We start from the raw sequence: 25451 nt of genomic DNA, 5'->3' as shown, positions 1-25451 counted from the left end.
TATTTAAGTTAAAGATTATCTACCCATTGGACGACCCATACTTGGAACGCCACCATTAATGTTATAAGTAAAGGTAAATAGGAAGTAACGTCCCAAAGCATTGGTTCTAGTTTCACTAAAGGTGTTACCGCTTGCACTTTGGCTAATGGTTCTGTTCCTTCCTAGGATATCATTCACAGAGAAACGAATCTCTGCTTTCTTTCCTTTCAAGATACTCTTGAAGATAGCTGCATTCCATAGAGGAACTCTTTGTACCTCATCACTGGTAGCGTATTTGTAGATGGAATAGTCCATGGTACTATTCAAAGTAAATAAATTACCTAATTTCCATTCCAAATCACCGGTATAACCTTGGTTTACGTAATTGGGGTTCAACTGGCTGTTTTGAGAATATGTAGTGTTATTAAACGACACTCTAGCACTTAAACCTAAGATCAAGTTATCACCAGGAGTGATATCTGCTCTCACGGAATTGGTATTCATGAAAGTGTTCGTAATGTTATCAAGATTATTGATTAATGTCTGTGAACGACCTACATTAAAGCTAGAAGTAATGCTGAAGCGAGTGCTTATTGGACGAATTCTGAAACCGTAGTTTGCTACTCCATTGAAGCTCAAATTATCTCCATAGTTAATAGGTTTTCTGATTCTTGCTAAAGTCTCGTTATCAACGGTCACAGAATCTGTAATATTATCAGAAGTATAGTTCAAGCCCATGGCAACGAAGAAACTAGTGAAGTTCAATTGGTTAAAACTTCTATAGTTCACATTCATTCTTTGCGCATATTGCGGTTTAAGATCAGGGTTACCAACGTATATATTCAATGGATTCGAGTTATCAGGAACGGGCGATAACTGAGTAATAGATGGCTCAGAAACACTAGTATTATAGCTTAAATCCATAGATTTCGCGCTAGTAAAAGAATAACGTAATCTACCGGTAAAGACAGGATTAGTGAAGCGCTTCTTAATCAGTTCATTCCTTAAAATCAAGTTTCCTTCTAAACGTGAATCTTGAATGGCTGCTCCAAAGTTAGCATTCCATTTTTCATAACTCATTCTATAGCTTAAACCAGCTCTATTGTAGAAATAGTCATTATTGTATTTGTTACTCAAAGTAGAATCTAAGGTATTTCCCGTTTCTTTAACGTTAAATACTTCTTTATCTAAATCATTTGCTACCTTTTGGAAGGAATAATTCACTTCTACAAAGTTTCTAGTATTTAATGGTTCAGTGTAGGAGAATTCTGCTCCCATTGAAGTTCGATCACTCTTTTGCGTGTTAATTTGGTTCAAAAGAGTATATTGAATAGTACCTGTTGCTGCATCAAATAAACCGTTGTTTGAAAGTAGTCTACCGTCATTATTTGAATTATTCAGACCAAAGGTAAGGTTAGTGGTTAGGGTTCTACCTTTCTTTGCAAAAGCCAGTTGGTACAAAGCTTGAGAAGTAAAGCCTATACTATTACCCTCAGTGGTATTTACTCTAGAAGTACTATTTCTTAATTGCTCAGTAGCTCTGATATATTCTGCATCTTCTGATTCCGTCAAGTTAGAGTTATCTCTGAAATCCAAGCGGTTAGTCCAACGGATAGAGTTTTTATCATTTAGCTTGCTATTCAACGTGAAATTTAAACGGTGCATCTGACTATCAGAGTCCTGAATGGAACTTGAATTACCTGAAGTCTCCAAATTCCCAATTACACTCTGTGAGGAACCGTCACGTGTAACATAGGTATTACTATTGGTATAGTTATAACTTCCGTTTAACTCCGTTTTTTGGCTTAATTTGTTGTTAAAATTCACCCCCCCGGAGATATTGCGCATCAAACCACTTCTGGCGGATCCAGCCATGCCTCCACCGCCGAAGCTGATACCTCCACCTCCTCTTCCTACACCTATCATACTGAACTCGTTATTCGAGAAGGACATTTGATTTACGTTATTGGCATTACCCACAAATGATAACTGATTACCATTTTTGAAAGAACTGTATGTACCGCCAACGTTATATCTTAGATCTTTATTTGCATCAGCGCCAAGACCAGCATTAACCCTACCAAAACCTAGGTTCTTTTTGTTTTCTTTAAGAACTAAGTTGATGGTTGTTTCTTCTTCTCCATCATCTATTCCAGTAAATTCCGCACGGTCAGATTTTTTATCAAAAAGCTGTACCTTATCAATAGCGTCAGCAGGAATATTTTTGGTAGCCATTTTGGGATCTCTACCAAAGAACTCTTTTCCTTCAACCAATACTCTGGTAACTGATTTTCCTTGGGCAGTTACACTTCCATCTCTATCCACTTCCATACCAGGCATTCTCTTCAGAAGATCTTCTGCCATGGCGTTTTCTTGAACTTTAAAGGAGCTTGCGTTAAATTCAACCGTATCTTTTTTGATCTCTACTGCAGCCTTCTCACCTTTGATCACGAGTTCCGCTAATTCCTTTGACGCAGAATCCAAGGTGATAACTCCCAAATCATCGGCTAAAGTACTTAGATTTAAGTACAGCATGAATTTCTCGTAACCCACATAACTTACTTGTAAAATAGCTTCTTCTTTTGCGGGTTTTTTGATTTCAAATAGACCATTTTCTTTAGTCTTAGCGAAGGAAAGCATGGTAGAGTCTTTTGTATCTAAGAACATTACCGTACTGTTTACAAGGGTAGACCCGTCCCTTCCTTTCACTTGCCCCTTAACTACCTGCCCTTGTACACTGTAGTGTAGAACAAAAGCCAGTACCAGAGTAATCAGATTTTTCATATCAGGTATAACATAGTTTATCGATTACAAAAGTACTTCGATAAAATACACCCGATAGTTAATCAACTTTAATGTAAGGTTAATTTACGTTAAATGAGGAATTCAAATAAGTCCGGCTTGTCATTGATGTAAGTAAACTGCACCTTATGCTCCCGCATTCTAGCAATCATAGGTTCAAATTCTTCTCTTGAACTGATCTCTACTCCTATCAGTGCAGGTCCTTTTTCTCTAGCGGTTTTTTTAGAATATTCAAAGAAAACAATGTCTACTGTAGGCCCTAAGACTTGACTTAAAAACTCATTCAAAGCCCCGGAACGTTGAGGAAATTTTACGATGAAATAGTGCTTTAGTCCTTCGTAGATCAAAGATCTTTCTTTGATTTCCTCTGTTCGCGTAATATCATTATTCCCTCCACCTATAATACAAACCACATTCTTACCTTTGATGTCTTCTTTTAAGAAATCTAGTGCTGAAACACTTAGTGCACCTGCAGGCTCCACTACTATGGCTTCTTCATTATATAGTTGCAGGATAGTAGAACATACTTTTCCCTCTGGAACTAGCAGAATATCATCTAAATTTTCTTTAACTATCTGAAAAGTCAATTCACCAGCACGCATCACTGCAGCTCCATCCACAAATTTATCAATCTGCTCTAAGGTGCATACTTCTCCCTTTTCAATAGCTGTTTTTAAGGTTGGGGAGCCTTGAGGTTCCACTCCTATTAATTTCGTTGAAGGACTTAAGGCTTTAAAAACGGTAGATACACCGGAAGCTAAGCCTCCCCCTCCTATAGCAAAAATGAGGTAATCCACCTTGATATCCAGCTCCTTAAAAATCTCTAAACCTACGGTTCCTTGACCCTGTATAACTAACTCGTCATCAAATGGGTGAACAAATACCTTCCCGTTTTCTTTACTAAATTGAAGTGCTGCGTGATAAGAATCATCAAAGGTATCTCCGGAGAGCACAATCTCCACCCATTCTTTCCCAAACATTTTAACCTGCTTGACTTTTTGAGCAGGAGTAGTAGATGGCATAAAAATATGTCCTTTGACGCCCATTTGTTGGCAGGCATACGCCACTCCTTGTGCATGATTTCCGGCGCTAGCACACACTACACCTTTAGAGAGTGCCTCCGCACCCATAGAAGCCATTTTATTATAAGCCCCTCTGATCTTGTAAGAACGAACCACTTGCAGGTCTTCCCTTTTTAAAAAAATATTTGCTTCAAATCTTTCGGATAGGTTTTTATTTTTAAGCAATGGCGTTTTCATTGCCACTTCTGACAATCTTTCCGCAGCTTGATATATTCCCTCTAAATTCATCTGTATTTTCTGGATTACGAAAACAAACCTACTAACATTTTTACACATGCATGCAACCCTTTGGCAGGGAATCTGCATCTTGTAGAAAAAAACAAATAAATTATGAAAATACTTAATCTTCTGATGGCATTGTTGTTCACATGTAGCGCGGCTATCGCTCAGAACAATGAACCCTATTTGGTCAAAAATTTTGATGGAGAATCTATAACTCGCGTTGAAGCTAGTACTTCAGGAGGAACTATAAAAGTGACAGGTGGTGCTTCAAGAGCTACTGTAAAAGTTTTTGTTCGTTCTAATAGCCTAAATAATAAATTAACTCAGTCAGAAATTAAAGAACGTTTAGAAAACTATATCCTCGAAATCAAGGTATCTGGTAGTACCCTTATTTGCTTGGCAAAAGCCAAAAAAGAAAACTTTAGTTGGAACAATTCCAACCGCCTCTCCATAGGATTTGAAATAACTGTACCCGAAAGAGTTGATACGGATCTAGCAACAGCGGGTGGAAGTATCAATCTAGCAAAATTGACAGGAAATCTAATATTTAGAACTTCAGGTGGATCCATAGGGCTAGAGAATATTACAGGAACCGTTAAAGGAGCTACCTCAGGCGGATCCATAAAAGTGAAATATATGGATGCTAATGGAACTTTAAGTACTAGTGGAGGTTCGATTACGGCAGAAAATGCTACGGGAGATTTAAAATTTGTTACATCCGGAGGAAGCATTACTTTTAATGATATGGAAGGGGATATCAGAGGAACCACCAGCGGCGGATCTATCAAAGCGAATAACATAAAGGGGAATCTCTATATTTCAACTTCAGGTGGTAGCATAAAATTCACTAATATTGAAGGTAATATCAGTGGCTCAACCTCCGGTGGAGGAATTGAAGGAAATATTTTAAGCATTGACAAAACTGTGAACCTGAGCACTTCTGCCGGTTCTATCAAAGTAGACCTACCGTTTAATGAAGGAATGGATCTAGATCTTAAAGGAAATAGAATCTATAGTGATAAACTTGCTAAAGTTTCCAGCACTTTGAAAGAAGGAAAGGTAAATGGTAAAGTGAATGGTGGAGGTAAAAGTGTAAAAATGCGAACTTCTGCAGGATCTATTTACGTTGATTAAAAAATAAAAGACGCTCTTTGCAGAGCGTCCATTTTGTATATAGGTAAGGGGCAGTAATGCCCCTTTACTATTATAGCAATTCATAAATACCGGCCACACCTTGTCCACCACCCACACAGGCAGTAACCATTCCATATTTCTGACCCTGTCTTTTCATTTCGTTCAGAATTTGAACGGAAAGTCTGGCACCGGTAGAACCTAGAGCATGACCTAGGGCGATAGCTCCTCCGTTTGGATTCAATTTTTTACGATCTATCCCTAATTCTTTCACAACGGCCAAAGCTTGGGCTGCAAAAGCTTCATTTAATTCAATTTGATCAATATCATCCAATTTTAAACCTGCTTGACGTAAAGCCTTTGGAATAGCCTCAACTGGCCCAATACCCATCAAACTAGGCTCTACGCCAGCCACAGCGTATGATACCAATTTAGCAATAGGCTTCAAATTATATTCTTTAACCGCACGCTCAGATGCCACCAATAGAAATGCAGCGCCATCAGATGTCTGAGAGGAGTTACCCGCCGTAACTGTTCCACCAGCTGCAAATACTGGTTTCAATTTAGCTAAAGCCTCAACACTCGTATCTGCTCGCGGACCCTCGTCTTTTGTAACTGTATACTCTTTGGTTTTCTTTTTTCCAGTATTTGCATCAAAGTAGGTTTCCTTCACTGTAATAGGAACAATTCCGCTATCAAAGTAACCTTCCTTTTGCGCATTAAGCGCCTTCTGGTGAGACTCATATGCGAATTGATCCTGCTCCTCTCTTGTGATCTGGTACTTATTAGCAACTTGCTCCGCTGTCAATCCCATTCCTATATAGTAATCAGGATGAGCTGTTGCAATCTCATAATTCAATGCAGTCTTATACCCCGTAGTGGGAACCAAAGACATAGACTCTGTTCCTCCAGCAATGATGATATCTGCCATACCGGATTTAATCTTACCTACTGCCATAGCCACAGCCTCAACTCCTGATCCACAATAGCGGTTAATGGTAATTCCTGGCACTTCTTTACCTAATGCTAAAAGAGAAATGTAACGAGCCATTTGCATCCCTTGGTCAGCTTCAGGCACAGCGTTACCCACTATAAGATCATCCACCTTTTGTGGATCTAATTCCGGATGTTGTTTTAATAGATGTTTGATAACATCTGCGGCAAGGTCATCAGGACGAGTAAAACGAAATACCCCTCTTGGCGCTTTTCCTACTGGCGACCTAAAACCATCTATGATATATGCTTCCATGATTTTCACTTTTGAAGGTTATACTAATTAATTTCTCGGGGCTTTACCGCCTGTAATGATGCCTTGCATTCTTTCCATGGTTTTTCTCTCTCCACATAGTGAAAGGAAGGCTTCTCTCTCTAATTCCAGCAAGTATTTTTCACTTACCGTCTGAGGATAACTCAAATCTCCCCCACAAATCACATAGGCTAATTTCTCAGCTATCAATGCATCGTGATCTGTGATATAGTTTGCCATTCTCATGGATTTGATTCCGGCTTTGAACAAGGCAATACCCGTCTTACCCTGTACTTTCACGTCTGTTCTTCTAATAGGCTGAGTATACCCGTTTTCAGCTAGATCTATTGCTGCCTGCTTAGCTTCCGCAATTAATCTGCTTCTATTCAGCACGATTTGATCTCTACCTGCCTTCAAATAATTCATATCAAATGCTTCATGAGCTGAAGTAGAAACCTTAGCCTGTGCAATATTCATAAAGGCACTTTGAAGAATATTAAGTTCTGTATCTCCAGGCTGGTACATGTCTGAACATCTCAAAGCCATTTCTTTCGTACCACCACCTGCAGGAATAAGACCTACTCCTAATTCAACTAATCCCATGTAAAGTTCAGCGTGCGCCACTACTTTATCAGCATGCAGGTTAATTTCGCAACCACCACCCAGCGCCAGTGAATGAGGAGCAGTTACCACAGGAATAGAGGAGTATCTAGCCCTCATCATGGTTTCCTGGAAGGTAGCAATCATCAAATCTATCTCATCATACTCTTGCTCTACTGCAAACATGAATAACATGGCAAGATTTGCACCGGCCGAAAAAGCTTGATTACTATCATTGCCTATGACCAAGCCCCTGTATTCTTTCTCCCCCAAGCTATATGCTTTATTCAAGGCTTCAATAGGTCCTGAACCTAAGGTATTCATCTTAGACTGGAACTCCACACCTAGTATACCGTCACCTAAATCGAAGATGGAGGCCTCTTGATTTTTCCAAACCAAATTTGTCTTACGTATATTATCTAAAATGATGAAGCCCTCCGTACCAGGAATCACCTTATAAGACTTACTTGGAATATCATAGTACAGTTTTTTGCCTCTCTCAATAGTATAGAACTTATCAAAACCGGCTTCCACCATTTCGTATACCCATGCAGCAGGTTTCTGTCCCTGTGATTCACAGAGCTCTATGAACGCCTTTGCTCCAATAGCATCTGCAGTGGCAAAGACACCTACTTGCCAACCAAATCCGGCTGTAATGGCATCATCTATTTTATAAAGTTCATCCGCAATTTCAGGTATACGGTGAGAAGCATATTGGAACGCATCTGCAAATGTCTTTCTGTAGAACTCTCCAGCCTTGGTCTTATCTTTTAATAAAATGGATAATTTTTCCGGCAGACTCTCTATACCTTTTACTGCATCAAGAGCCTCTAACTTAACTTTACCTGGCTGTCTATATTCCAAGGTATTAAGATCCAGGCCTAAGATTACAGATTTGCCCTTCTCATCCTTGATCTTTTTGTAGAATCCTTGACCAGTTTTATCGCCCAACCAATTCTTCTCCATCAATTGCTTAACGATCTCCGGCAACTGGAACGCATCCTTTGATTCGTCATGATGAAGAATGGCAGAAAGATTATTACATACGTTTACCGTAGTATCTAAACCCACCACATCTGATAGACGGAAAGTACCTGATTTCGGTCGGCCGATCACCGGACCGGTCAATTTATCTACTTCCTCTATACTTAATCCTAAGTCTACGGTAGCTCTAATGGTTTGAACTAAAGCATAGATGCCTAGTCGGTTAGCAATAAACGCCGGAGTATCCTTACACAATACTGTTCTCTTACCTAAGAACAAATCACCATACTCCATCAAGAAGTTAATGATCTCAGGATCAGTTGCTGGCCCAGGGATAATCTCCAATAAGGCTAAATATCTTGGTGGGTTAAAGAAGTGAGTACCACAGAAGTGCTTTCTAAAATCCTCACTACGTCCTTCGGCCATTAAGTGAATAGGAATTCCTGAAGTATTTGAAGTAACTAGAGTCCCCGGCTTTCTGAATTGCTCTACTTTATCGTAGATCAATTTCTTTATTTCTAATTTTTCTACTACCACCTCTATGATCCAATCTACTCCTTGGATCTTAGCCATGTCGTCATCAAAATTTCCTAATGTTACTCTTTCCAGAGATTTCTTATTATAAATAGGAGATGGACTGGCCTTTACAGCTGACTGATACAAAGTATTAACAACGCGGTTTCTCACTTGTGGAGAACTCAAATCTAAACCTTTCGCAGTCTCTTCAGCCGTAGGTTCTTTAGGAACCATGTCCAGCAACAAAACATCCACTCCGATATTGGCGAAATGAAGCGCTATGCGGCTGCCCATAATGCCGGCCCCAAGGACGGCCACTTTCTTAATAGTTCGTTTCATATAGATGATGTTTAAAAAAATTAGTATGCAAGCATACTAATTACAAATCTATGATTTCCCGTGTGATAATGCAAAAAGAATCACAATTAAAATTCTACTAAATTTTCTTTGGGAAATCCTACTCCCTATTTCGATAATTGATTAAGGAGTTTTTTTGCCGTATTTAATTTTTCATTCCAGCCTTCAAACCTATTTGCAGCTTTAAAGGGAACAATGGCTTTTTGAAGTTCTACTAGCTTATCCCTCTCTAAAGTTTTCTTAAGTATCTGAATCTTTTCATAGTCTTGAATGCCCTCTACTAAACGCTCGTAACGCACAGAACTTCTGCCTTGTGGGTAAATGATGTATGTATCACCTGCCGGCCAGGTCCTAAATCTAGAATCCTGCAATGGGTGCTCTACCCAGGAATTGAATGCCCATCTTAGCATCCCGTTAAATCCGGTAGCTTCCGCATACCAAGCTAGGTAAGTAGATTCTGCTGGTTGTGAAAAAGTAAATTGGTTGGGGAAAGCATCAGAGCAGCAGATATAAAAAGTAGTGATTAGTCCGCGGGAGGTTCTATCTCTTAAATCTTTCTCCTCATAAGGGTGGCCTATAGAAATACTTACATCTTTAGTATTAGGATACCTTTGGTACGTCTTATGATTATCAGCATATGCCACGCCCAGTTCTGGAGCTACTTTTTGTAACAACTGAAATGCGGCATCCATTTGCACCCTCGTCCTTTCATCCATAGCAATATTAGTGATTTCTAACCAACCCCTCTCTCTTAAATGCTGAACAAAATCCTTCAAGAATGGAGACCAAAGCTCCTCAAAAATAGGAGTTCCGGGTTCTGCCTTAACATTCACCCATTGTCCCCCATCTAAATAATGAATTTCATTATTCCACGGAATAATGGAATAACAATTGATCATCTTCTTGATTCCAAGATCCAACATGAACTGAACCCATCTATCAAACACTTTGTAATCATAAGCCCAAGTGCCATCAGCTTTCTTTTCCCAGATGATCATATCTGCATACGGATCAAAAGTCTGCACATTCCAAGGATCTTTATTCAAAGTGGCAGTGATTACCTTTTGTCCGGCTTTTGCAGCTAAAGACATCACCGGTTTCAAGGCTTCAAAGTGGGCATCACTCCAAAGAGGTACATTATTTACTCTGGCCACGGCTGAAGGATGCTGCCACTGGTCTAAATGATAGGACCACTCAGATGGAGTAGGCAGAATTCTATCTAATATTTCCAGTTCAATATCCAAAACGGATTTGCCCTTCAAAAGCACTTTCCCTGCATAATTTCCCGGTTTTGCGTCTGCTGGTACTTCTATACTCACCCAAACCGGCCTAACCGTTTTGGCCTCCAAATCCATCTCTTCCAGATCATCTAACATGTCAGGAGATAAAGAGGCTGCGAAATTTTCAGGTTTTCTGTGCCCACAGCCATCTGAAAACTCATCTGTCATCACGTATCTAACAAAACGAAATTGTACCAAATCAGAAGGCAAACTGCTTTGGTTACCCTTCAATGCTGAAGCCTGTAACCGAAGGCTTTTATGAATCTCTTTAGACCAAATCAGGATTTGGGCAGAAACCTTCTCTCCTCTCCATGCCGTTAACTTGTGTGACCTTTGAAGATTTAATTTTGGAGCCACCGATTTCGGAAAACGTTCATCAATAGACGCGAAAGAAACATGCAATCCTGAACTTACATTTTCCCAACCTGCCGGTTTTTGTGGATCATCTAACTCCACAAAAGAGGAACTGATCTGAGCATGAAGCAAAGTAGAAGTAAGAAATAAAAGGGTGGAAATGAATAGACGCATTTTAGATTATTTTATACCGAAAAATACGTAATTATCCATCGCTTACTTGGGTTATAAATATACTTTTTTCAAATTTGTGTGCTGACCCTTAAATAAAATGAAACCCTTACTGCTCTTATTCTTCTTAAGCACATCCGCTTTTTCTCAGGTTCAATGGACTAAGATCCCAGCCGACTACCAACTTTTTCCTCGAGATGAAAAAAATTCAGCTGAAGTGGAATTCCAATTCACCAGCAAAACAGATACTGAAATTCAAATTCAAGTTTACGGAAATGACCAGCTACTTAATACTCTTAAAGAAAGCGTTAAAGCCAATACTTCTAATAGTATAAAAATACCCATTGAGGCTAAACCTATCTCCTACGATTTTCAAATTAAAATAGCTAACGAATCCATTACAAAAAGAGGCATTGTAGCCGGAGACTTTATTGTAATGTATGGACAATCCAATATTAAGGCACTATCAGGTATTGACCACTTCAAAGTTGACACCAAGTACCTCAGAAACTTTGACACCAAAAACCCGGCTGAACCGTATTCCTGGAGTACCGCTGATCTTCCTTACGGCTCAGTTGGAGTTATAGGTCTAAAACTTCAACAGTTGATCCTGGATAAATATGGAATCCCTACCTGCATACTCAATGCTGGAGTGGGTGGTGCCAGTTTGTATTCTCTAATTCCTGGAAACGGTCTGAATTATCAAACGCTCATGGATAGAGTAGAAAAATCAGGTGCAAAAGGAAATGTAAAAGCTATTATATGGCGACAAGGGGAAGCAGAGACATGCAACTGGTACATGGACATCATAGATTATCCTATTCTTTTCGGACAATTTATGGACCACATAAATAAAGATTTTCCGGAAATCATAAAGTTCTATAATATCCAAACAGGGATTCTGCACTGCAACCAGATGGAAGAAGCCGGCCAACTTAGAGAATACATGCGTAGCACAAAATACCTCTTCCCTAAAGTAGAAACTACTAATATGCATCATCTTCCTCTCTCTGATGACGTTCATTACAGTAGTGAAGCTTATATTCAAACGGCTGAAGAATTACTTCCACTATTAGGAAGAGATATTTACCAGGATCAAAACCTGCCTGAAATACACCCACCAGATATACAAAAGATCTGGAGGAATGCAATGGGAGATACCTTAATTCTGGTTTTCGAAGAAGGACAAAAAATCCAATACCCTACACCTAAAACCATCAATGGCTTCACCTGGAAAATGGAGGATTATTTCTATATCAATACCATTACCGCACATCAAGATGGTATCATTCAAAAAGCATGGGCAGAAGAAAACAGAGTGTACCTTAAATTAAATTGGCCCATAAACGGAGGTTTTGTCACTTACCTTCCTTCCTATGCCACTAGCTCTCCTCCCAAGCAGGAAGTTCATTTGACTAATTCTCGGGGATTAAGGGCCATGTCCTTTTATCAATTCCCTATTTTACCTATGCTTCCTACACCCCGAATCACAAATATTCAAAAGTTAGAACCGGGCAAAATACGACTAACATTTTCAGATAAAGGTAATTATATAGTAGAAAGGCGAAGTCTAACTTCTGACGGCTATACCGTTTTAGTCTCCCTCAATAACGCTGACAGCTATACGGACGAAGTGGATCTTAATCAAAGATGGGAATATAGAATCAAGAGAGTAGATGAATTCGCACAGTCCGACTATAGCAATACCGTTTCACACATTCCTCCTCCTATTGTGGAAGATTTTGCTCCTAGAAATATCATGCAAAATGAGAAAGGTCCGTTCGTGATAAAGGGCAAAAACTTTGGAACTGAAAAAGGAAAAGTAAATGAAAAGGTTGAGATTTTGACTTGGAAAGATTCTGAGATTACATTTAACTTAAGTTCTACCTTTTTGCCCGGCAACTTTAACCTATCCTTTGAAACGGCAGATGAACAAACGTTTACCGTTCAGATCAATGTGGATGCATTACTTCCTATAGAAAACAATTATTTATCAATTGCTTATCCTAATCCGGTAAGTACCAAGTACCTCAATATAAGCAGTACTATGGACATCCTTGAAATGCACTTAATACTTCCTACGGGTCAGTGGCAGAAGTTGAAAAGCAAAAAGTTAGGAAAGCACGATTATCAAATTGACACGGAACACTTATCGTCCGGTCAATATATATTGTTACTACAAGGTCAAAAGGAAAAAGAAATCCTCAGATTCACTAAGTACTAACGTAGATCCACTACTTCGACCTTTGGATACTTTGACTTATCAAATTGAAAAGTAGCATCAGGCAATGAAGGGTTTGCAGTAAACTTAGTAATAGTAAATGTACTAGAACCACCTTTTTCCACTACCGTCCAGGAATGTATCATCTGATCAGCTTTTCCTATGTTCAAATCTATCCTTTGGATATTAGATTTTGAATTAGGAGTCAAACTAATGACATCCACCTTCTTTCCGTTTACCAAGCCTTCTTTCTTATAGGTAGCGGTATATCCTTTTTTGTATAATGAAAAGATATTATTTGGGGAAACATCACTTTCGTCGGCAGGATCATAAGAAGTAATATTTACCTCGTTTAACTCTGGGAAATAGGTATAAACATCTTTACCGTTATTAAAAACGATCTGTTCTCCATAAGTTAATTTGAATTTCTTCCCTTTGCTTTGCAAGGTGCCAGAACCTCCATCACTAACCTTAAACTGTGCAGTATAGGAAGTCAATCCGGAATACTTTTTATACGCCGCGTCCAAAATGGTATTTGCCTTTTGACCAATAGCCGGAAAACAAATCCATAATAAGAAAAACCAAAGCTTCTTCATAACCTTAACCTTTTACCATTAGATAGGAATTCTACCATCAGGTTTAATTATCTCTTTAGATTTCTCAGTATTTCTTCCAAATGCTCCATGTCTTTAACCAATACTTCCCTGGCTTTCGAACCCTCAAATGGCCCTAAAATTCCGGCCCCTTCTAGTTGGTCCACTATTCTACCCGCACGGTTATAGCCCAGCTTCATCTTTCTCTGTATAAGAGAAGTACTTCCTTGTTGGTGCAAGACTAAAAGTCGGGCAGCTTCATCAAACAAAGCATCTAACTGCGTTGGATCAAAATCGCTTGGTTCCGGTTCATCATCTCCGTAGTATTCCGGCAAGAGATAAGCGGAAGTATAGGCTCTTTGTTCTCCAATAAACTCACAAATACTTTCAACTTCAGGAGTATCTACAAATGGACATTGTAAACGAATCATTTCTGAGCCGGTGGAGAAAAGCATGTCTCCGTTTCCTACTAACTGCTCTGCACCTCCCGTATCCATAATGGTTCTGGAGTCTACTTTTGCCGTCACTTTAAAGGAAAGACGCGCAGGGAAGTTAGCTTTGATCAAACCTGTAATAACGTTTACCGAAGGCCTTTGGGTAGCAACGATCAAATGAATACCAATAGCACGTGCCAGCTGCGCCAATCTGGCGATTGGTTGTTCCACTTCCTTACCTGCAGTCATCATCAAGTCTGCCAACTCATCTATCACAAGCACAATGTAAGGCAGGTACTTGTGACCCTTTTCCGGGTTCAACTTCCGCTTAATGAATTTTGCATTGTATTCCTTAATGTTTCTTACGCTGGCATCCTTTAGTAAGTTATACCTTTGATCCATCTCTATACAAAGAGAGTTCAAAGTGTTAATCACCTTCTTCGTGTCAGTAATTATAGCTTCCTCAGCGTTTGGAAGCATGGCAAGGAAATGTCTTTCGATCTTATTAAAGAGGGTCAATTCTACCTTCTTAGGATCTACCAAAACAAACTTTACTTCCGAAGGATGTTTCTTATAAAGTAAAGAGGTTAGTATGACGTTTAATCCTACTGATTTACCTTGACCAGTAGCACCGGCCATAAGTAGGTGCGGCATCTTAGCCAGATCAGCCACAAAGATTTCGTTCGAAATGGTCTTACCTAAAATCACAGGAAGTTCAAATCCTGACTTTTGGAATTTCTCAGAAGACATCACGGACTTCATGGAAACCATCTCCCTTTTCTTATTAGGCACCTCTATACCAATGGTTCCCTTACCAGGCATAGGCGCGATGATACGAATACCTAAAGCAGATAAACTAAGGGCTATGTCATCTTCCAGATTCTTGATCTTTGATATCCTCACCCCCGCATCTGGTACTATTTCATAAAGTGTAACAGTAGGCCCAATATTCGCCTTAATAGATGAGATCCCTATAGAGAAATTATTAATAGTCTCTACAATCTTATTCTTATTCGCCTCTAACTCCTCTGGTGTCACTTGAGAACCCGTGTTACTGTATTCCGCCAATAAGGTAAGTGGAGGATACTGATAGGACGAAAGGTCTAACTTGGGATCATACTCTCCATATTCACTTACCAGTTCTTCGGCTTCCACCTCTTCTTCTTCTATTATAGGCTCTACTGGAGTTTCTACTGTAAAAGAAATATCCGGTCCCTTAAACGGCTCACTCGGGGTGGCTGTTGGCACGAACGGTTCCGGTTCAACTTCCTCTTCTATCGGATCTGATTCCTCTTCAACCAAGTCCTCTATTGAATCTATACCTGTAAAAATATCTTCTTCCTTTTCCACCCTTCGAACTTTCTTCTTCGGCATTCGAACTAAAAAGTCATCTATTGTGGAGAAGCCATGGAAAAATATCATCCAGGAGATCAAAAGTAGAATAATGACGAACAAGCTACCATAACCCATGAAGGTATGCATGAGTTCATTAGCATGAAGTCCTACTCTACCGGAAAGAATGGTAGTATTTATTCCGAAAACATCAACAAAATATCCTAGAAAGAGAGAGATAATAAACATGTAAAAGAGGGATCCAATGACCCATCTATACAGATTCAACTTGAACAAGTCCTCATTAAATACGAGTCGGAAACCGGCTAAGAACAGGGGAATAACTATAACAAAAGAGGAAATTCCAAACCAGGTAAAAATAAACCAATGACTGATTTTAGCACCGATCAATCCCAGGATATTATCTGTACTTTTACCTGCTTTTCCACTTGCAGCACGAAGGCTATTTTGCACCACATCCTGGTCTGCATCACCGGTGAACAAGTATGAAAAAAAGGAGATCGCTAAAAAGAATGTGAAGAAAATCAAGAAGACTCCCAGTAGGAATTTTACTCGATTATCATTCGTAAGTAATTTACCATCACGCTTTTGCGGTTCCTTCTTGGGTTCGGCCTTTTTCTTAGGACGGAATGTATTAGACATTGCACGAAATCTTTTATGACAGGAAAGCTTATTCGTACAAAGTTAAAATAAAAACACAGAGATAAAGCAAACCTAGTGCTGAATAAATCTAAACCCTTTCAACACAAGGAATAAAGTACAGTCCCAATGAGTAACCAATAAAGAGGCAAAACGATGATCAATAATGCTAAATAAATAGAATCAAAAAATACCGTTCCTCTGGTTTTAGACCGTACAAAAATCCTTAATAATCCGTAAACCGGACAATGTAAAAGATATAGTGGATAGTATAATAATCTACGCCAAGTAGAGAAACTAAAGTCTCTGCTGACCGCATTTTCCAATTTATTTTTGAGCTTCTGATTAAACTTGACCACATTTGCTCCACTTACTCCAATTTCTTCAAACTCATCTTTGGTGATAGGTTCTTCGAAGTTCAAGATGATAGTTTTCCCTATGGAAGTGAATTGATCATAATTCAGAGCTGTAGGAATGACAGAAACATCTATTCCTTCGTCCCAGGACTGCAACGCCAATCTAGCCGTTCCTTTCTTTAGAGGCAAAAGCTCGGTTTGGTTTTTACAAAGTCCTTCACTAAAAATCAAAACTTGTCCTTTTTCACGAAATACCTGAGAGCATTTATCAAAGGTCTCGTCATTTTTGTCTAGATTCTCTTTGCCTTCTGATATTCTATAGATAGGCATCATGTACAACTTGGTGAGTAAATTCTTAACCCACTCTCTTTTGAAGGCATCACCTCTAGCTAAAGACCAGATAGGGCGATCTACCAAACAATCCAAAAGTATTGCATCTAAAAATGAATTGGGATGAAAAGCTGCAAATATCACAGCCCCATCTTTAGGGATATTTTCCTTACCTGTAATCTTTATATCCTTTATGAAGAATTTTAAGATAAATCCAACGTAGACCTTTAAGAATCTATATAACATAAAAATTATTGATCTAGAATATTCTCTTCAAGGGAAGATCTCTTCTTTTCATCATGAAGTATATCTACCATTTCACGAATATTATATACACTTCTGTTGTATTTATTACTCAATAAGATAATCACAAAATCATCTCTTAAGTCGAAGAACATAATGGTATTATACCCTTTCCACCATCCGGTGTGGTAAATATAATCGGTTTGTTGAAGTTTATTGACCCAAAGTCGGAATCCGTATCCATAATTTCTAATACCGGGATGTTCGAAACTCCTGGGCGTATACATCTCCCTTAGGTTTTCTTTTGAGACAATGCTACCTGATTTTAAGACATTATAATACTTCAGCAAGTCAGGAGCTGTGGAGTAGATTCCCTTATCTCCCATGATATCATCGAAAAAGTCCTTATCGAGTTTTCTGCCGTTTTGATACCCTTGGGTCTTATTCTTCTGCAACTCCGGATTAGTGCTTGTACCGGCGAAGGTATGATTCATTCCTGCGGGTTTGAAGATATTTTCCTCCATATATTGAGCAAAGGACTGTCCGGAGACTTTTTCAATTATGGCCGCAAGAATAGCATAGTTTGTATTATTATAAGCAAAGAAGTGATCCGGTTTATTGATCATCTTTGGTGCAGGATTAGCTTCTATGAACCATTGCATGATTTGCTGATTCGTGGGATAAATCTTATCTCTTCTAACCCTACTGTCAAATTCATATTGGTAGTACGGTAAACCTGAACGGTGAGATAGTAGACTTCTAATGGTGACTCCTGAGTACGGGAAATTAGGGTAAATATCCTGTATAGTGTTCTCTAAACCTAGCTTTCCTTCCTGGACCATCTTCATAATGGCTAAAGCTGTAAAGGTTTTGGAGAGGGAAGCCAACTGGAACTTGGAATCCATAGTATTAGGAATGGTGTCCTTGGCAAAGCCTGTAGCTTTTTGGAACAAAATCACTCCTTTTTGTGCTACCAAAATGGTGCCATTAAAGTTTCCTTTCTTCTTAAAAGCTTCTTCTATCAACTGAGCTTTTTTGTCGGCATTGATTTCCTTCCGGATTTTTTTGATTTGTACCTCTGTCAAGGGTTTTTCCTCAACCTTCTTCTCCTCTTTCTTCTTTTGATCTTTTGCGCAGCCAATCAGTACCAAAAAGATCAAAACTAAACCCCATCTCATGAATTACGTAAGCTTTTTAAATATACATGTAATAGAAAAATAACAATAGATGAAAACATTACACTAGCTAAGATCTTCAAAGTGGTGTTGATGAAGAAGGTAAATGTACCTGCTTCCACGAAGAATAAGTAAGTATGATGTAAGAAGGTCATGATCACAATGTACCGTATGAACCTCTCCATTCCCATCCCTTCTATAGAAATGACAATCTCATTTTCCAGGCCTCGGCTAGGGAAAAGAACTTTTAATATAAATCCTCTGATATAGGCCACAATCAAAGCAGCTGAGGCGTGTAATCCGGCAGTATTGTAGAACATATCTACCATAATTCCGGTCACAAAGGCTATTATTAAAGCCGTTGATGTAGGAACAGAACTAGGGAGAAATAAAATCACAGAGATGTATACGAAGCAAAAAGCCACGTCAAAAAAGACCAGGTTGCGAAGGATAAACACTTGCAACAAAGTATAAATGATAATACTACCTCCTATTCTTAGTATAGCTTGACTGTTCACTTTATACTGGAATTATTTTCTGCTTCTTGTTGACTTTCTATCAATTTATTTTTCACCACATACACATACACCAATCCTGAGAAATCAGTAGATAATCTCACGTTAATGGTATGGAAGGCCTCAGAGGTAGTGTTACTTACATCTGAAATCTTACCTATCATAATATGTGGAGGGAATATAGGGTTTTGCAAGGAGGTCACTACGCTATCTCCTTTAGCTACGGGCTTAAAGCGGTCTACGTTAGTTAGTTGGATATAACGTGGATTAACCCCACCCCACTTCGCAATTCCCAATGCTACATTGTTTTCTTCTCTGAGTTTTTTATTGAGTACCTCAGCAGAAACCATTTGTCGGGAGTGAAGTACAGAATATACACGAGAATAATGCTTGTTGGCATAAGCTACCTGTCCTACTACTCCATTTGGAGAGATCACACCCATACCGGCTTTAACCCCATCATCTGTACCTTTATCTATGGTGATAAAGTTATCTGTGAGGTTATGTGTACTCCCTACCACCTTAGCCACAGTATATTCGAATCTATAGGCCTTTGCAGAATCTTGCTTATATCCCGGAATTGGAAAATTGGCTTCCTGAATATCGGTCAATTGCTTTCTGAGGGCCATGTTCTCCGCAGCTAATTGATCATTAACCTTACCTAAACTGACGAATTCGTTAGCTTTTTGAGATACTTCAAGAGAGCGAGCTACAACTGTATTTGTAGTATTGAAGAAAGAAACATCCCAATAGACGTTATTCTTTGACATCAGGTAAAAGCACACGATTTGAAGCGCCAAAAAAAGAAAGAAATGGCGGCTTTTATACAATATCCCGAATAACTGCGACATAAGTATTGAAATCTAAAAAAAAAGTATCCCCTGGGATACCTTTTTATATTCTTGTTTAGTACCTAATAAATTACTGTACCAAAACATTCTGATATTTTTCAATGTTCTTCAAAACCTCACCGGTTCCACGAACTACTGCCTTTAAAGGATCATCAGCTACGTGGATAGGTAATTTGGTTTTTACTTCCAAACGCTTATCCAGACCGTGTAGCAATGCACCACCACCGGTTAAATAAATTCCGTTTTCGTAGATATCTGCGGATAATTCCGGTGGAGCCATTTCAAGTGCTCTCATGATAGCTTCCTCAATCTTAGAAATCGACTTATCAAGTGCGTAAGCAATCTCGCTATAAGTCACTTTGATTTCTTTAGGAATACCAGTCATCAAGTCACGTCCACGAATTTCAATATCAGCAGGAGGATTTTCTAAATCCGGCAATGCCGCACCTACCTGGATCTTGATAAATTCAGCAGAGCGTTCACCTATCAATAGGTTATGCTCTCTACGCATATAATCTACGATATCTTTTGTAAAGACATCTCCGGCAATACGGGCAGAAGATTCACATACTATGCCTGACAAAGCTATAACAGCAATTTCAGAAGTACCACCACCGATATCCACAATCATGGATCCGTTTGGTTGTTCAATATCAATACCGATTCCTATTGCAGCAGCGATAGGTTCGTGCACCATATAAACTTCTTTTGCACCTGCATGCTCAGCAGAGTCCTTTACCGCTCTTTTCTCAACCTCGGTGATACCACTAGGGATACAAATAACCATGCGGTGAGAGGGAGAGAAGAACATGTTTCTTCCGGTAGGTATCATCTTGATCAGACCGCGGATCATTAATTCTGCGGCAGTAAAGTCTGCAATCACACCATCCTTCAATGGGCGAATGGTCTTGATGTTTTCGTTAGTCTTTTCATGCATCTGCATGGCTTTATGACCAATCGCTAACACCTTTCCACTTACCTTATCTAAGGCGATAATAGAAGGCTCATCTACGACAATCTGATCTTTATATATAATCAGGGTATTTGCGGTACCCAAATCGATGGCAATATCACTAGTGAGAAAATTGAATAATCCGGCCATTTAAGCTCCTCTATTTATACTATTTATGATTAAGTTGCAAAGTTAAATTTATTTTTTTAAAAAATCTTTAATCCGTAGCCATTAAATTAAATAGCCTTTTTTTACGGATTTTGCAACGTCCTAACACAACGCTATTTATTCAGAATTAGTACTTGAAAGTACTGAAAATCCGAAATTTTTCTCGACTATTTTCTGCATGATTAATCTGGCATTACTCTTCCTCGTTTTCAACCCTCACTTTTACTGTCCAGTAATCCTCTAATGCCTTCTTTATTTCATCTACCAGGGACAATCTAACCTCCAAAATAATTCCGGCTCTCTCTTCAAAAACCTGTTCTTTTACACGGAGATCCAATTTTTTGACCAATTGCATAACTACATTAGTCTGTGGGAAATCATAATCTATTCGAACTTCCGTATTGATCGTTCTAATCTCCTTCTCTGCTTCTGCAAGGGCTAAAACACTTGATTCTTTGTAGGCTTGAATTAAACCCGGCACTCCTAGGAGTGTTCCGCCAAAATAGCGAACTACCACCACCAGTGTATTAGTCAGCTCTGCACTTAAAATAGCATTGAGTATAGGTTTACCTGCAGACCCGGAGGGTTCACCATCGTCATTTGCTCTAATGATTTCTCCCTTATAACCTAATCGGAAGGCGTAACAATGATGTCTGGCTTTTGGGTGAAGAGCCTTTAATTCCTCTACATAAATCTTGGCTTCTTCTTCGTCTGCAATAGGGAATGCATATCCAAAAAACTTACTTCCCTTTTCCTTAATCAAGCTCTCTGCGGTAGAAGTTAAAGTTTGGTACTCGTCATAGTTCATGACTCAAATTTACAATCCAAACTTGAAGGTTCTCGTTAATATTTTTTAGAAGGTAATGCAACCTTTGACCTAATTTCACAATCTAAGCACTAAATTGATGCCATTTGGCAAGCACCTAAAATTATAATGACATGAGAAAGTTAGCATGGATGTTGATCTGTTCTTCCTTGTTTTTTCAAGCTTGTGAAGGCCCTGTAGGCCCTCAAGGCCCTCCGGGTGAAGACGGTCTGATAGGAGAAGTACATGAAGTAAAAGCTTCTTTTACAGCTGCAAACCAATATGCAGCAGATTTTGATTTGAATCCTGCCATTCCGGCAAGTGACAAAATCATAGGTTTTATCCTGGAAGGAGAAGATAACTTTGGAAACGACAACTGGGAGCCTCTTCCACAAACATTTTTCTACAGCGGTGGAACATTTGTCTATACCTTCAATTTTTCAAGAACAGGTTTTACCATCTTCCTTGATGGAACCACCAGTTTAGCAAATTTACCGGCGAATAAAAGGACAGATAGAATTTTCCGATTTGTCATCATTCCTGCTGCTTTAGTTAATAAAGTGAATACGAATGACATGAATGCCATACTACAGGCTATCAAAGTAGACAAGGCACAAATTCAATCCCATCTGGAACAATTGAATTAATCAAAAATAGCCGAATGGCCAAAGACCATTCGGCCTCTTCCTAAAAGAAATCACACCAATACTTGATTTTTAAACTTTTATATTCCTATTTTTGCACCCTACTATGAAGGTGCAAAAATACATACTCCGCCTTTTAAGCCTCATCATGCTGATGTGCGTAATGACTACGCACCAAGCATCTGCTATGAGCAAGCAGCAAGTATGTACTGCAGATCAGGAACAACCCGTATTTAAAGAACTGAGTCATGGAACTACCGTTCCTCATTATGACTTTAGCTTTGGGGTTTATGATCATTTCTTCGTAGAAAACAGCTCCATCACATTTCCTGAGTCCATTTCCCTACCAGGAAAGGATTTCTCAGATCCTCAAAATTCTTATTTGGCTAAGCTCCTAGAGCACCATATAGCCATAAATGCACCCTGAAAGTTTTCCGAACTTTTATACTTATTCGTGTAAGCAGCACCCCACTGTTTACCTAAACTTATGTATCAACCTTTAGGGGAAAAGGTATCATCAGTATTTATTTATGAAAAACAGAGGAGGAATTTTACTTCTATTTGCCGCCTTGCTTCTACTGAGCCTTTACTATTTGGCCAGAACATGGAAGATCAACGACATTCGTAAGGATGCCGAAGCCTATGCTACAATCAACGGCGTTGTAGATCCGGCTAAAAAACAGTATTATTTAGATTCATTGTGGAAACAAAAGGTATTCTTGGGTTCTACTGTAGAAAGCCTAACCAAACAAGAACTTGGTCTAGGTCTTGACCTTCAAGGAGGTATGCACGTAATTCTGGAGGTTTCTCCTGCTGACATTATTAAATCTCTTGCAAAAGGTTCTCGTGACCCTAGAGTTACTCAAGCCATCAATAAAACAAGAGATTTAGCGGCTAAAGGTTCTATCAACTTTGTAGATCAATTTGAAAAAGAACTTAAAGCTTTAGCACCGGACATCAAATTAGCAACCATCTTCTCTAATAGTTCTAACAGAGACGAATTATCTCTAAATTCATCAGATAGCCAAGTTAAGAACTACATTCAGACTCAGATAGATGGAGCTTTTGACAGAGCATACAAAGTTATCCAAACTCGTGTGGATAAATTTGGGGTATCAAACGCTAACTTGTCTAAGATCCCTGGAACAAACAGAATTCAGGTTGAATTACCTGGTGTAGATAACCCTGAGCGTGTAAGAAAATTACTTTCTGGATCAGCGAAACTTGAATTCTGCGAAGTTTACACCCTACAAGAGATCTCTCCTAACTTTGAAAGATTCACATCTCTTCTGATGAAGATTGATGCTGAAAATAAAAAGGGAAGTAGCACAGCTGCAGCAGCTACAACTGACACTACTACTAACTCTTTAGCCTCAGCTCTACAAGCTAAATCTGATTCCAGCGCTCTTGACTCTACAGCTAATGCTAACTCCTTGATGAACATGTTCATCGTAACTCCTCAAGGTTTAGCTATCAAAACAAAGGATACTTCTCGCTTGAACAGCATCATGAAGAGACCAGATGCTATGGGTATTTTCCCGGCAGACATGACTTTCTTATATGATGTTAACCCTATAGAGGGAACTTCAACAACAGAAGATTTAGTAAACATCTATCCTATTAAGAACTTCGGAAATGCTCCACTAGGCGGTGAAGTAATCACTGAAGCTCGTCAGGATTATGATCCTATGACCGGTAAACCTAATGTATCCATGCAAATGAATACCGTAGGTGCTCGTAAATGGAAAGAACTTACTGCTAAAAATACAGGTCGTAGCATCGCTATCATCCTTGACAACTATGTTTACTCAGCGCCTAATGTAAACGGAGAAATCCCTAATGGATCATCTTCTATTACCGGTAGCTTCTCTATTGAGCAGGCTCAAGACTTAGCAAACGTGCTTAAGGCAGGTAAATTACCTGCGCCAACAACTATTGTGGAAGAGGCAGTGGTAGGTGCTTCTGTAGGTTCTCAAGCACTAAATGCGGGGGTGATTTCATCGCTTGTTGGTTTAGTAGCCGTATTGATCTTTGTGGTCATGTATTATAGCAGCGCAGGATGGATTGCTAACCTTGCGTTAATTGTGAACTTAATACTATTGCTTGGTATTATGGCCAGCTTCGGAGCTACTATGACTCTGCCAGGTATTGCCGGTATGGTATTATCCGTAGGTATGTCTGTGGATGCTAACGTACTAATATATGAAAGGGTCAAGGAAGAGCTAGCTGCTGGTAAGAATTTCGCTACAGCCATTGCACTTGGTTTTAAAAATGCCATGCCTTCTATCATTGACTCACAGTTGACTTCTGTAATCACAGGTGTGATCCTATTTATCTTTGGTACAGGTTTGGTTAAAGGTTTTGCTACTACCTTGTTGATCGGTATCGGTACTTCATTATTCTGTGCTATCTTCGTTTCTCGTCTGATCTTTGATAACCTTATTAAGAAAGGAAAAACTATCAACTTTAGAACTGCTTGGACAGAGAAGTTATTCGGTGACACTAACATTGACTTTATCAAAAACCGTAACCGTTTCTATACAGTATCCGGAATCTTGATCGTAGCAGGTATTATCTCTATCGCTGTACGAGGATTCAGTTTGGGCGTTGACTTCAAAGGAGGTAGAACATTTGAGGCCAAATTTGAGAAAAACGTAAATACTGACGAGATCAGAGACGCGGTTCAAAACGTATTCCCTGGTTCTGCAGTAGAGGTGAAAACATATGGTGGTTTTGACCGTGTGAAAATCACATCTGCATACAAAATTGACGACACAGATATCCAAACGGATGAAACGCTAAAATCAGAACTTAGTAAGGCTATTGCTAGCGTAAATGGCAACAAAGGTGAAGTCGTTTCAACATCGAAAGTAGGTGCAAACATCGCGCAAGACACCATCTGGGCTTCTGTGAAGGCGGTTATCTATGCTATCATCTTAACGTTCATTTACATCCTAATTAGATTCCGTAATCAGGCCTTTGGTTGGGGTGCAGTACTTGCTTTGATTCATGACGTGGCTATCATTTTAGGTATCTTCTCCATCTTCCACGGATGGTTACCGGTATCTCTTGATATTGACCAGGCGTTCATCGGTGCGGTATTGACATTGATGGGTTACTCCTTGAATGACACCATCGTAATCTACGATAGAATCAGAGAATACATGGCGGAGAAGTCTAACCAGACTCAAAGTATTGAAACGGTTATTAATAATGCTTTGAACAGTACTTTGAGCCGTACAGCCGTAACAGGTTTTGCTACATTGATCGTACTATTTGTATTGTTAATCTTCGGTGGTGAAACTATCCGTGGCTTTATCTTCTGTATGTTCGTAGGGGTAATTGTAGGTACTTATTCTTCCCTATTCATCTCTGCTCCATTCGTAGTGGATGCATTAAACAGAAAAGCTAAGAAAGAACTAGCTCCTACAAAAGCTTAAGTAATTTC

General features: G+C 39.2%; 18 protein-coding genes. 5 read left to right on the top strand and 13 right to left on the bottom strand.

Translation table 11 applies throughout. The features are described from left to right. Positions 1-15 precede the first annotated feature (15 nt). Together LBYS_RS14140 and ilvA are read right to left on the bottom strand one after the other, a co-directional pair. Complete coding sequence (locus LBYS_RS14140) at positions 16-2763, bottom strand: outer membrane beta-barrel protein (protein WP_013409525.1); 2748 nt, start codon at positions 2761-2763, stop codon at positions 16-18. 89 nt (positions 2764-2852) lie between these two features. Continuing rightward, positions 2853-4091, bottom strand: a complete 1239-nt coding sequence (gene ilvA, locus LBYS_RS14135; RefSeq protein ID WP_013409524.1) for a threonine ammonia-lyase — start codon at positions 4089-4091, stop codon at positions 2853-2855. A 102-nt stretch (positions 4092-4193) separates the two neighbouring features. On the opposite strand from ilvA, the gene LBYS_RS14130 reads away from it, so the two are divergent. Continuing rightward, the gene (locus LBYS_RS14130) at positions 4194-5219 is read left to right on the top strand and encodes a DUF4097 family beta strand repeat-containing protein (RefSeq protein ID WP_013409523.1); all 1026 of its coding nucleotides are present in this window, start codon (positions 4194-4196) and stop codon (positions 5217-5219) included. Positions 5220-5289: 70 nt separating this feature from the next. Here LBYS_RS14130 and LBYS_RS14125 read toward each other — a convergent pair whose 3' ends face one another. The 3 genes from LBYS_RS14125 to LBYS_RS14115 all read right to left on the bottom strand — a co-directional run bounded on the left by LBYS_RS14125 (position 5290) and on the right by LBYS_RS14115 (position 10727). Continuing rightward, complete coding sequence (locus tag LBYS_RS14125) at positions 5290-6465, bottom strand: acetyl-CoA C-acyltransferase (RefSeq protein ID WP_013409522.1); 1176 nt, start codon at positions 6463-6465, stop codon at positions 5290-5292. Between the two features lie 27 nt (positions 6466-6492). After that, positions 6493-8901, bottom strand: coding sequence for a 3-hydroxyacyl-CoA dehydrogenase/enoyl-CoA hydratase family protein (locus LBYS_RS14120; RefSeq protein WP_013409521.1), 2409 nt, complete (start codon positions 8899-8901; stop codon positions 6493-6495). 125 nt (positions 8902-9026) lie between these two features. Continuing rightward, positions 9027-10727, bottom strand: a complete 1701-nt coding sequence (locus tag LBYS_RS14115) for a DUF4091 domain-containing protein (RefSeq protein ID WP_013409520.1) — start codon at positions 10725-10727, stop codon at positions 9027-9029. 97 nt (positions 10728-10824) lie between these two features. Here LBYS_RS14115 and LBYS_RS14110 point away from each other — a divergent pair, with 97 nt between their 5' ends. Beyond that, the gene (locus tag LBYS_RS14110) at positions 10825-12948 is read left to right on the top strand and encodes a sialate O-acetylesterase (RefSeq protein WP_013409519.1); all 2124 of its coding nucleotides are present in this window, start codon (positions 10825-10827) and stop codon (positions 12946-12948) included. Here the strand turns inward: LBYS_RS14110 and lolA1 are convergent. From lolA1 to LBYS_RS14070, 8 genes are all read right to left on the bottom strand, one after another. Next, on the bottom strand, positions 12945-13541 hold the full coding sequence (lolA1, locus tag LBYS_RS14105) for an outer membrane lipoprotein periplasmic chaperone LolA1 (protein ID WP_013409518.1): 597 nt from the start codon (positions 13539-13541) through the stop codon (positions 12945-12947). The genes LBYS_RS14110 and lolA1 overlap by 4 nt on opposite strands. A gap of 47 nt (positions 13542-13588) precedes the next feature. Continuing rightward, positions 13589-15967, bottom strand: a complete 2379-nt coding sequence (locus tag LBYS_RS14100) for an FtsK/SpoIIIE family DNA translocase (RefSeq protein ID WP_013409517.1) — start codon at positions 15965-15967, stop codon at positions 13589-13591. A gap of 98 nt (positions 15968-16065) precedes the next feature. Continuing rightward, positions 16066-16896 (bottom strand): 1-acyl-sn-glycerol-3-phosphate acyltransferase, encoded by an 831-nt coding sequence (locus LBYS_RS14095; protein WP_013409516.1) that lies wholly within the window; start codon positions 16894-16896, stop codon positions 16066-16068. A 5-nt stretch (positions 16897-16901) separates the two neighbouring features. Continuing rightward, positions 16902-18071, bottom strand: a complete 1170-nt coding sequence (locus tag LBYS_RS14090; RefSeq protein WP_013409515.1) for a serine hydrolase domain-containing protein — start codon at positions 18069-18071, stop codon at positions 16902-16904. Further along, the gene (locus tag LBYS_RS14085) at positions 18068-18586 is read right to left on the bottom strand and encodes a hypothetical protein (RefSeq protein ID WP_013409514.1); all 519 of its coding nucleotides are present in this window, start codon (positions 18584-18586) and stop codon (positions 18068-18070) included. Before LBYS_RS14085 ends, LBYS_RS14090 begins: the two co-directional genes overlap by 4 nt. Next, positions 18583-19434: a rod shape-determining protein MreC gene (mreC, locus tag LBYS_RS14080; RefSeq protein ID WP_013409513.1), complete on the bottom strand. Its 852-nt coding sequence runs from the start codon at positions 19432-19434 to the stop codon at positions 18583-18585. Before mreC ends, LBYS_RS14085 begins: the two co-directional genes overlap by 4 nt. A 70-nt stretch (positions 19435-19504) precedes the next feature. Then, entirely contained in the window at positions 19505-20536 is a 1032-nt protein-coding gene (locus LBYS_RS14075; RefSeq protein ID WP_013409512.1) for a rod shape-determining protein, read from the bottom strand. Positions 20537-20747: 211 nt separating this feature from the next. Continuing rightward, positions 20748-21362: an IMPACT family protein gene (locus tag LBYS_RS14070; protein WP_013409511.1), complete on the bottom strand. Its 615-nt coding sequence runs from the start codon at positions 21360-21362 to the stop codon at positions 20748-20750. A gap of 131 nt (positions 21363-21493) precedes the next feature. Here LBYS_RS14070 and LBYS_RS14065 point away from each other — a divergent pair, with 131 nt between their 5' ends. From LBYS_RS14065 to secDF, 3 genes are all read left to right on the top strand, one after another. Next, positions 21494-22006 (top strand): hypothetical protein, encoded by a 513-nt coding sequence (locus LBYS_RS14065; protein WP_013409510.1) that lies wholly within the window; start codon positions 21494-21496, stop codon positions 22004-22006. A 103-nt stretch (positions 22007-22109) separates the two neighbouring features. Next, the gene (locus LBYS_RS14060; protein WP_013409509.1) at positions 22110-22430 is read left to right on the top strand and encodes a hypothetical protein; all 321 of its coding nucleotides are present in this window, start codon (positions 22110-22112) and stop codon (positions 22428-22430) included. 103 nt (positions 22431-22533) lie between these two features. Continuing rightward, complete coding sequence (gene secDF / locus LBYS_RS14055; protein WP_013409508.1) at positions 22534-25443, top strand: protein translocase subunit SecDF; 2910 nt, start codon at positions 22534-22536, stop codon at positions 25441-25443. Positions 25444-25451 lie beyond the last annotated feature (8 nt).

The organism is Leadbetterella byssophila DSM 17132 (genome assembly GCF_000166395.1).
In the GTDB taxonomy this organism is placed as follows: Bacteria; Bacteroidota; Bacteroidia; order Cytophagales; family Spirosomataceae; genus Leadbetterella; species Leadbetterella byssophila.
Note: the sequence above shows the minus strand (reverse complement) of the source record. Positions and strands in the feature narration are given on the sequence as shown.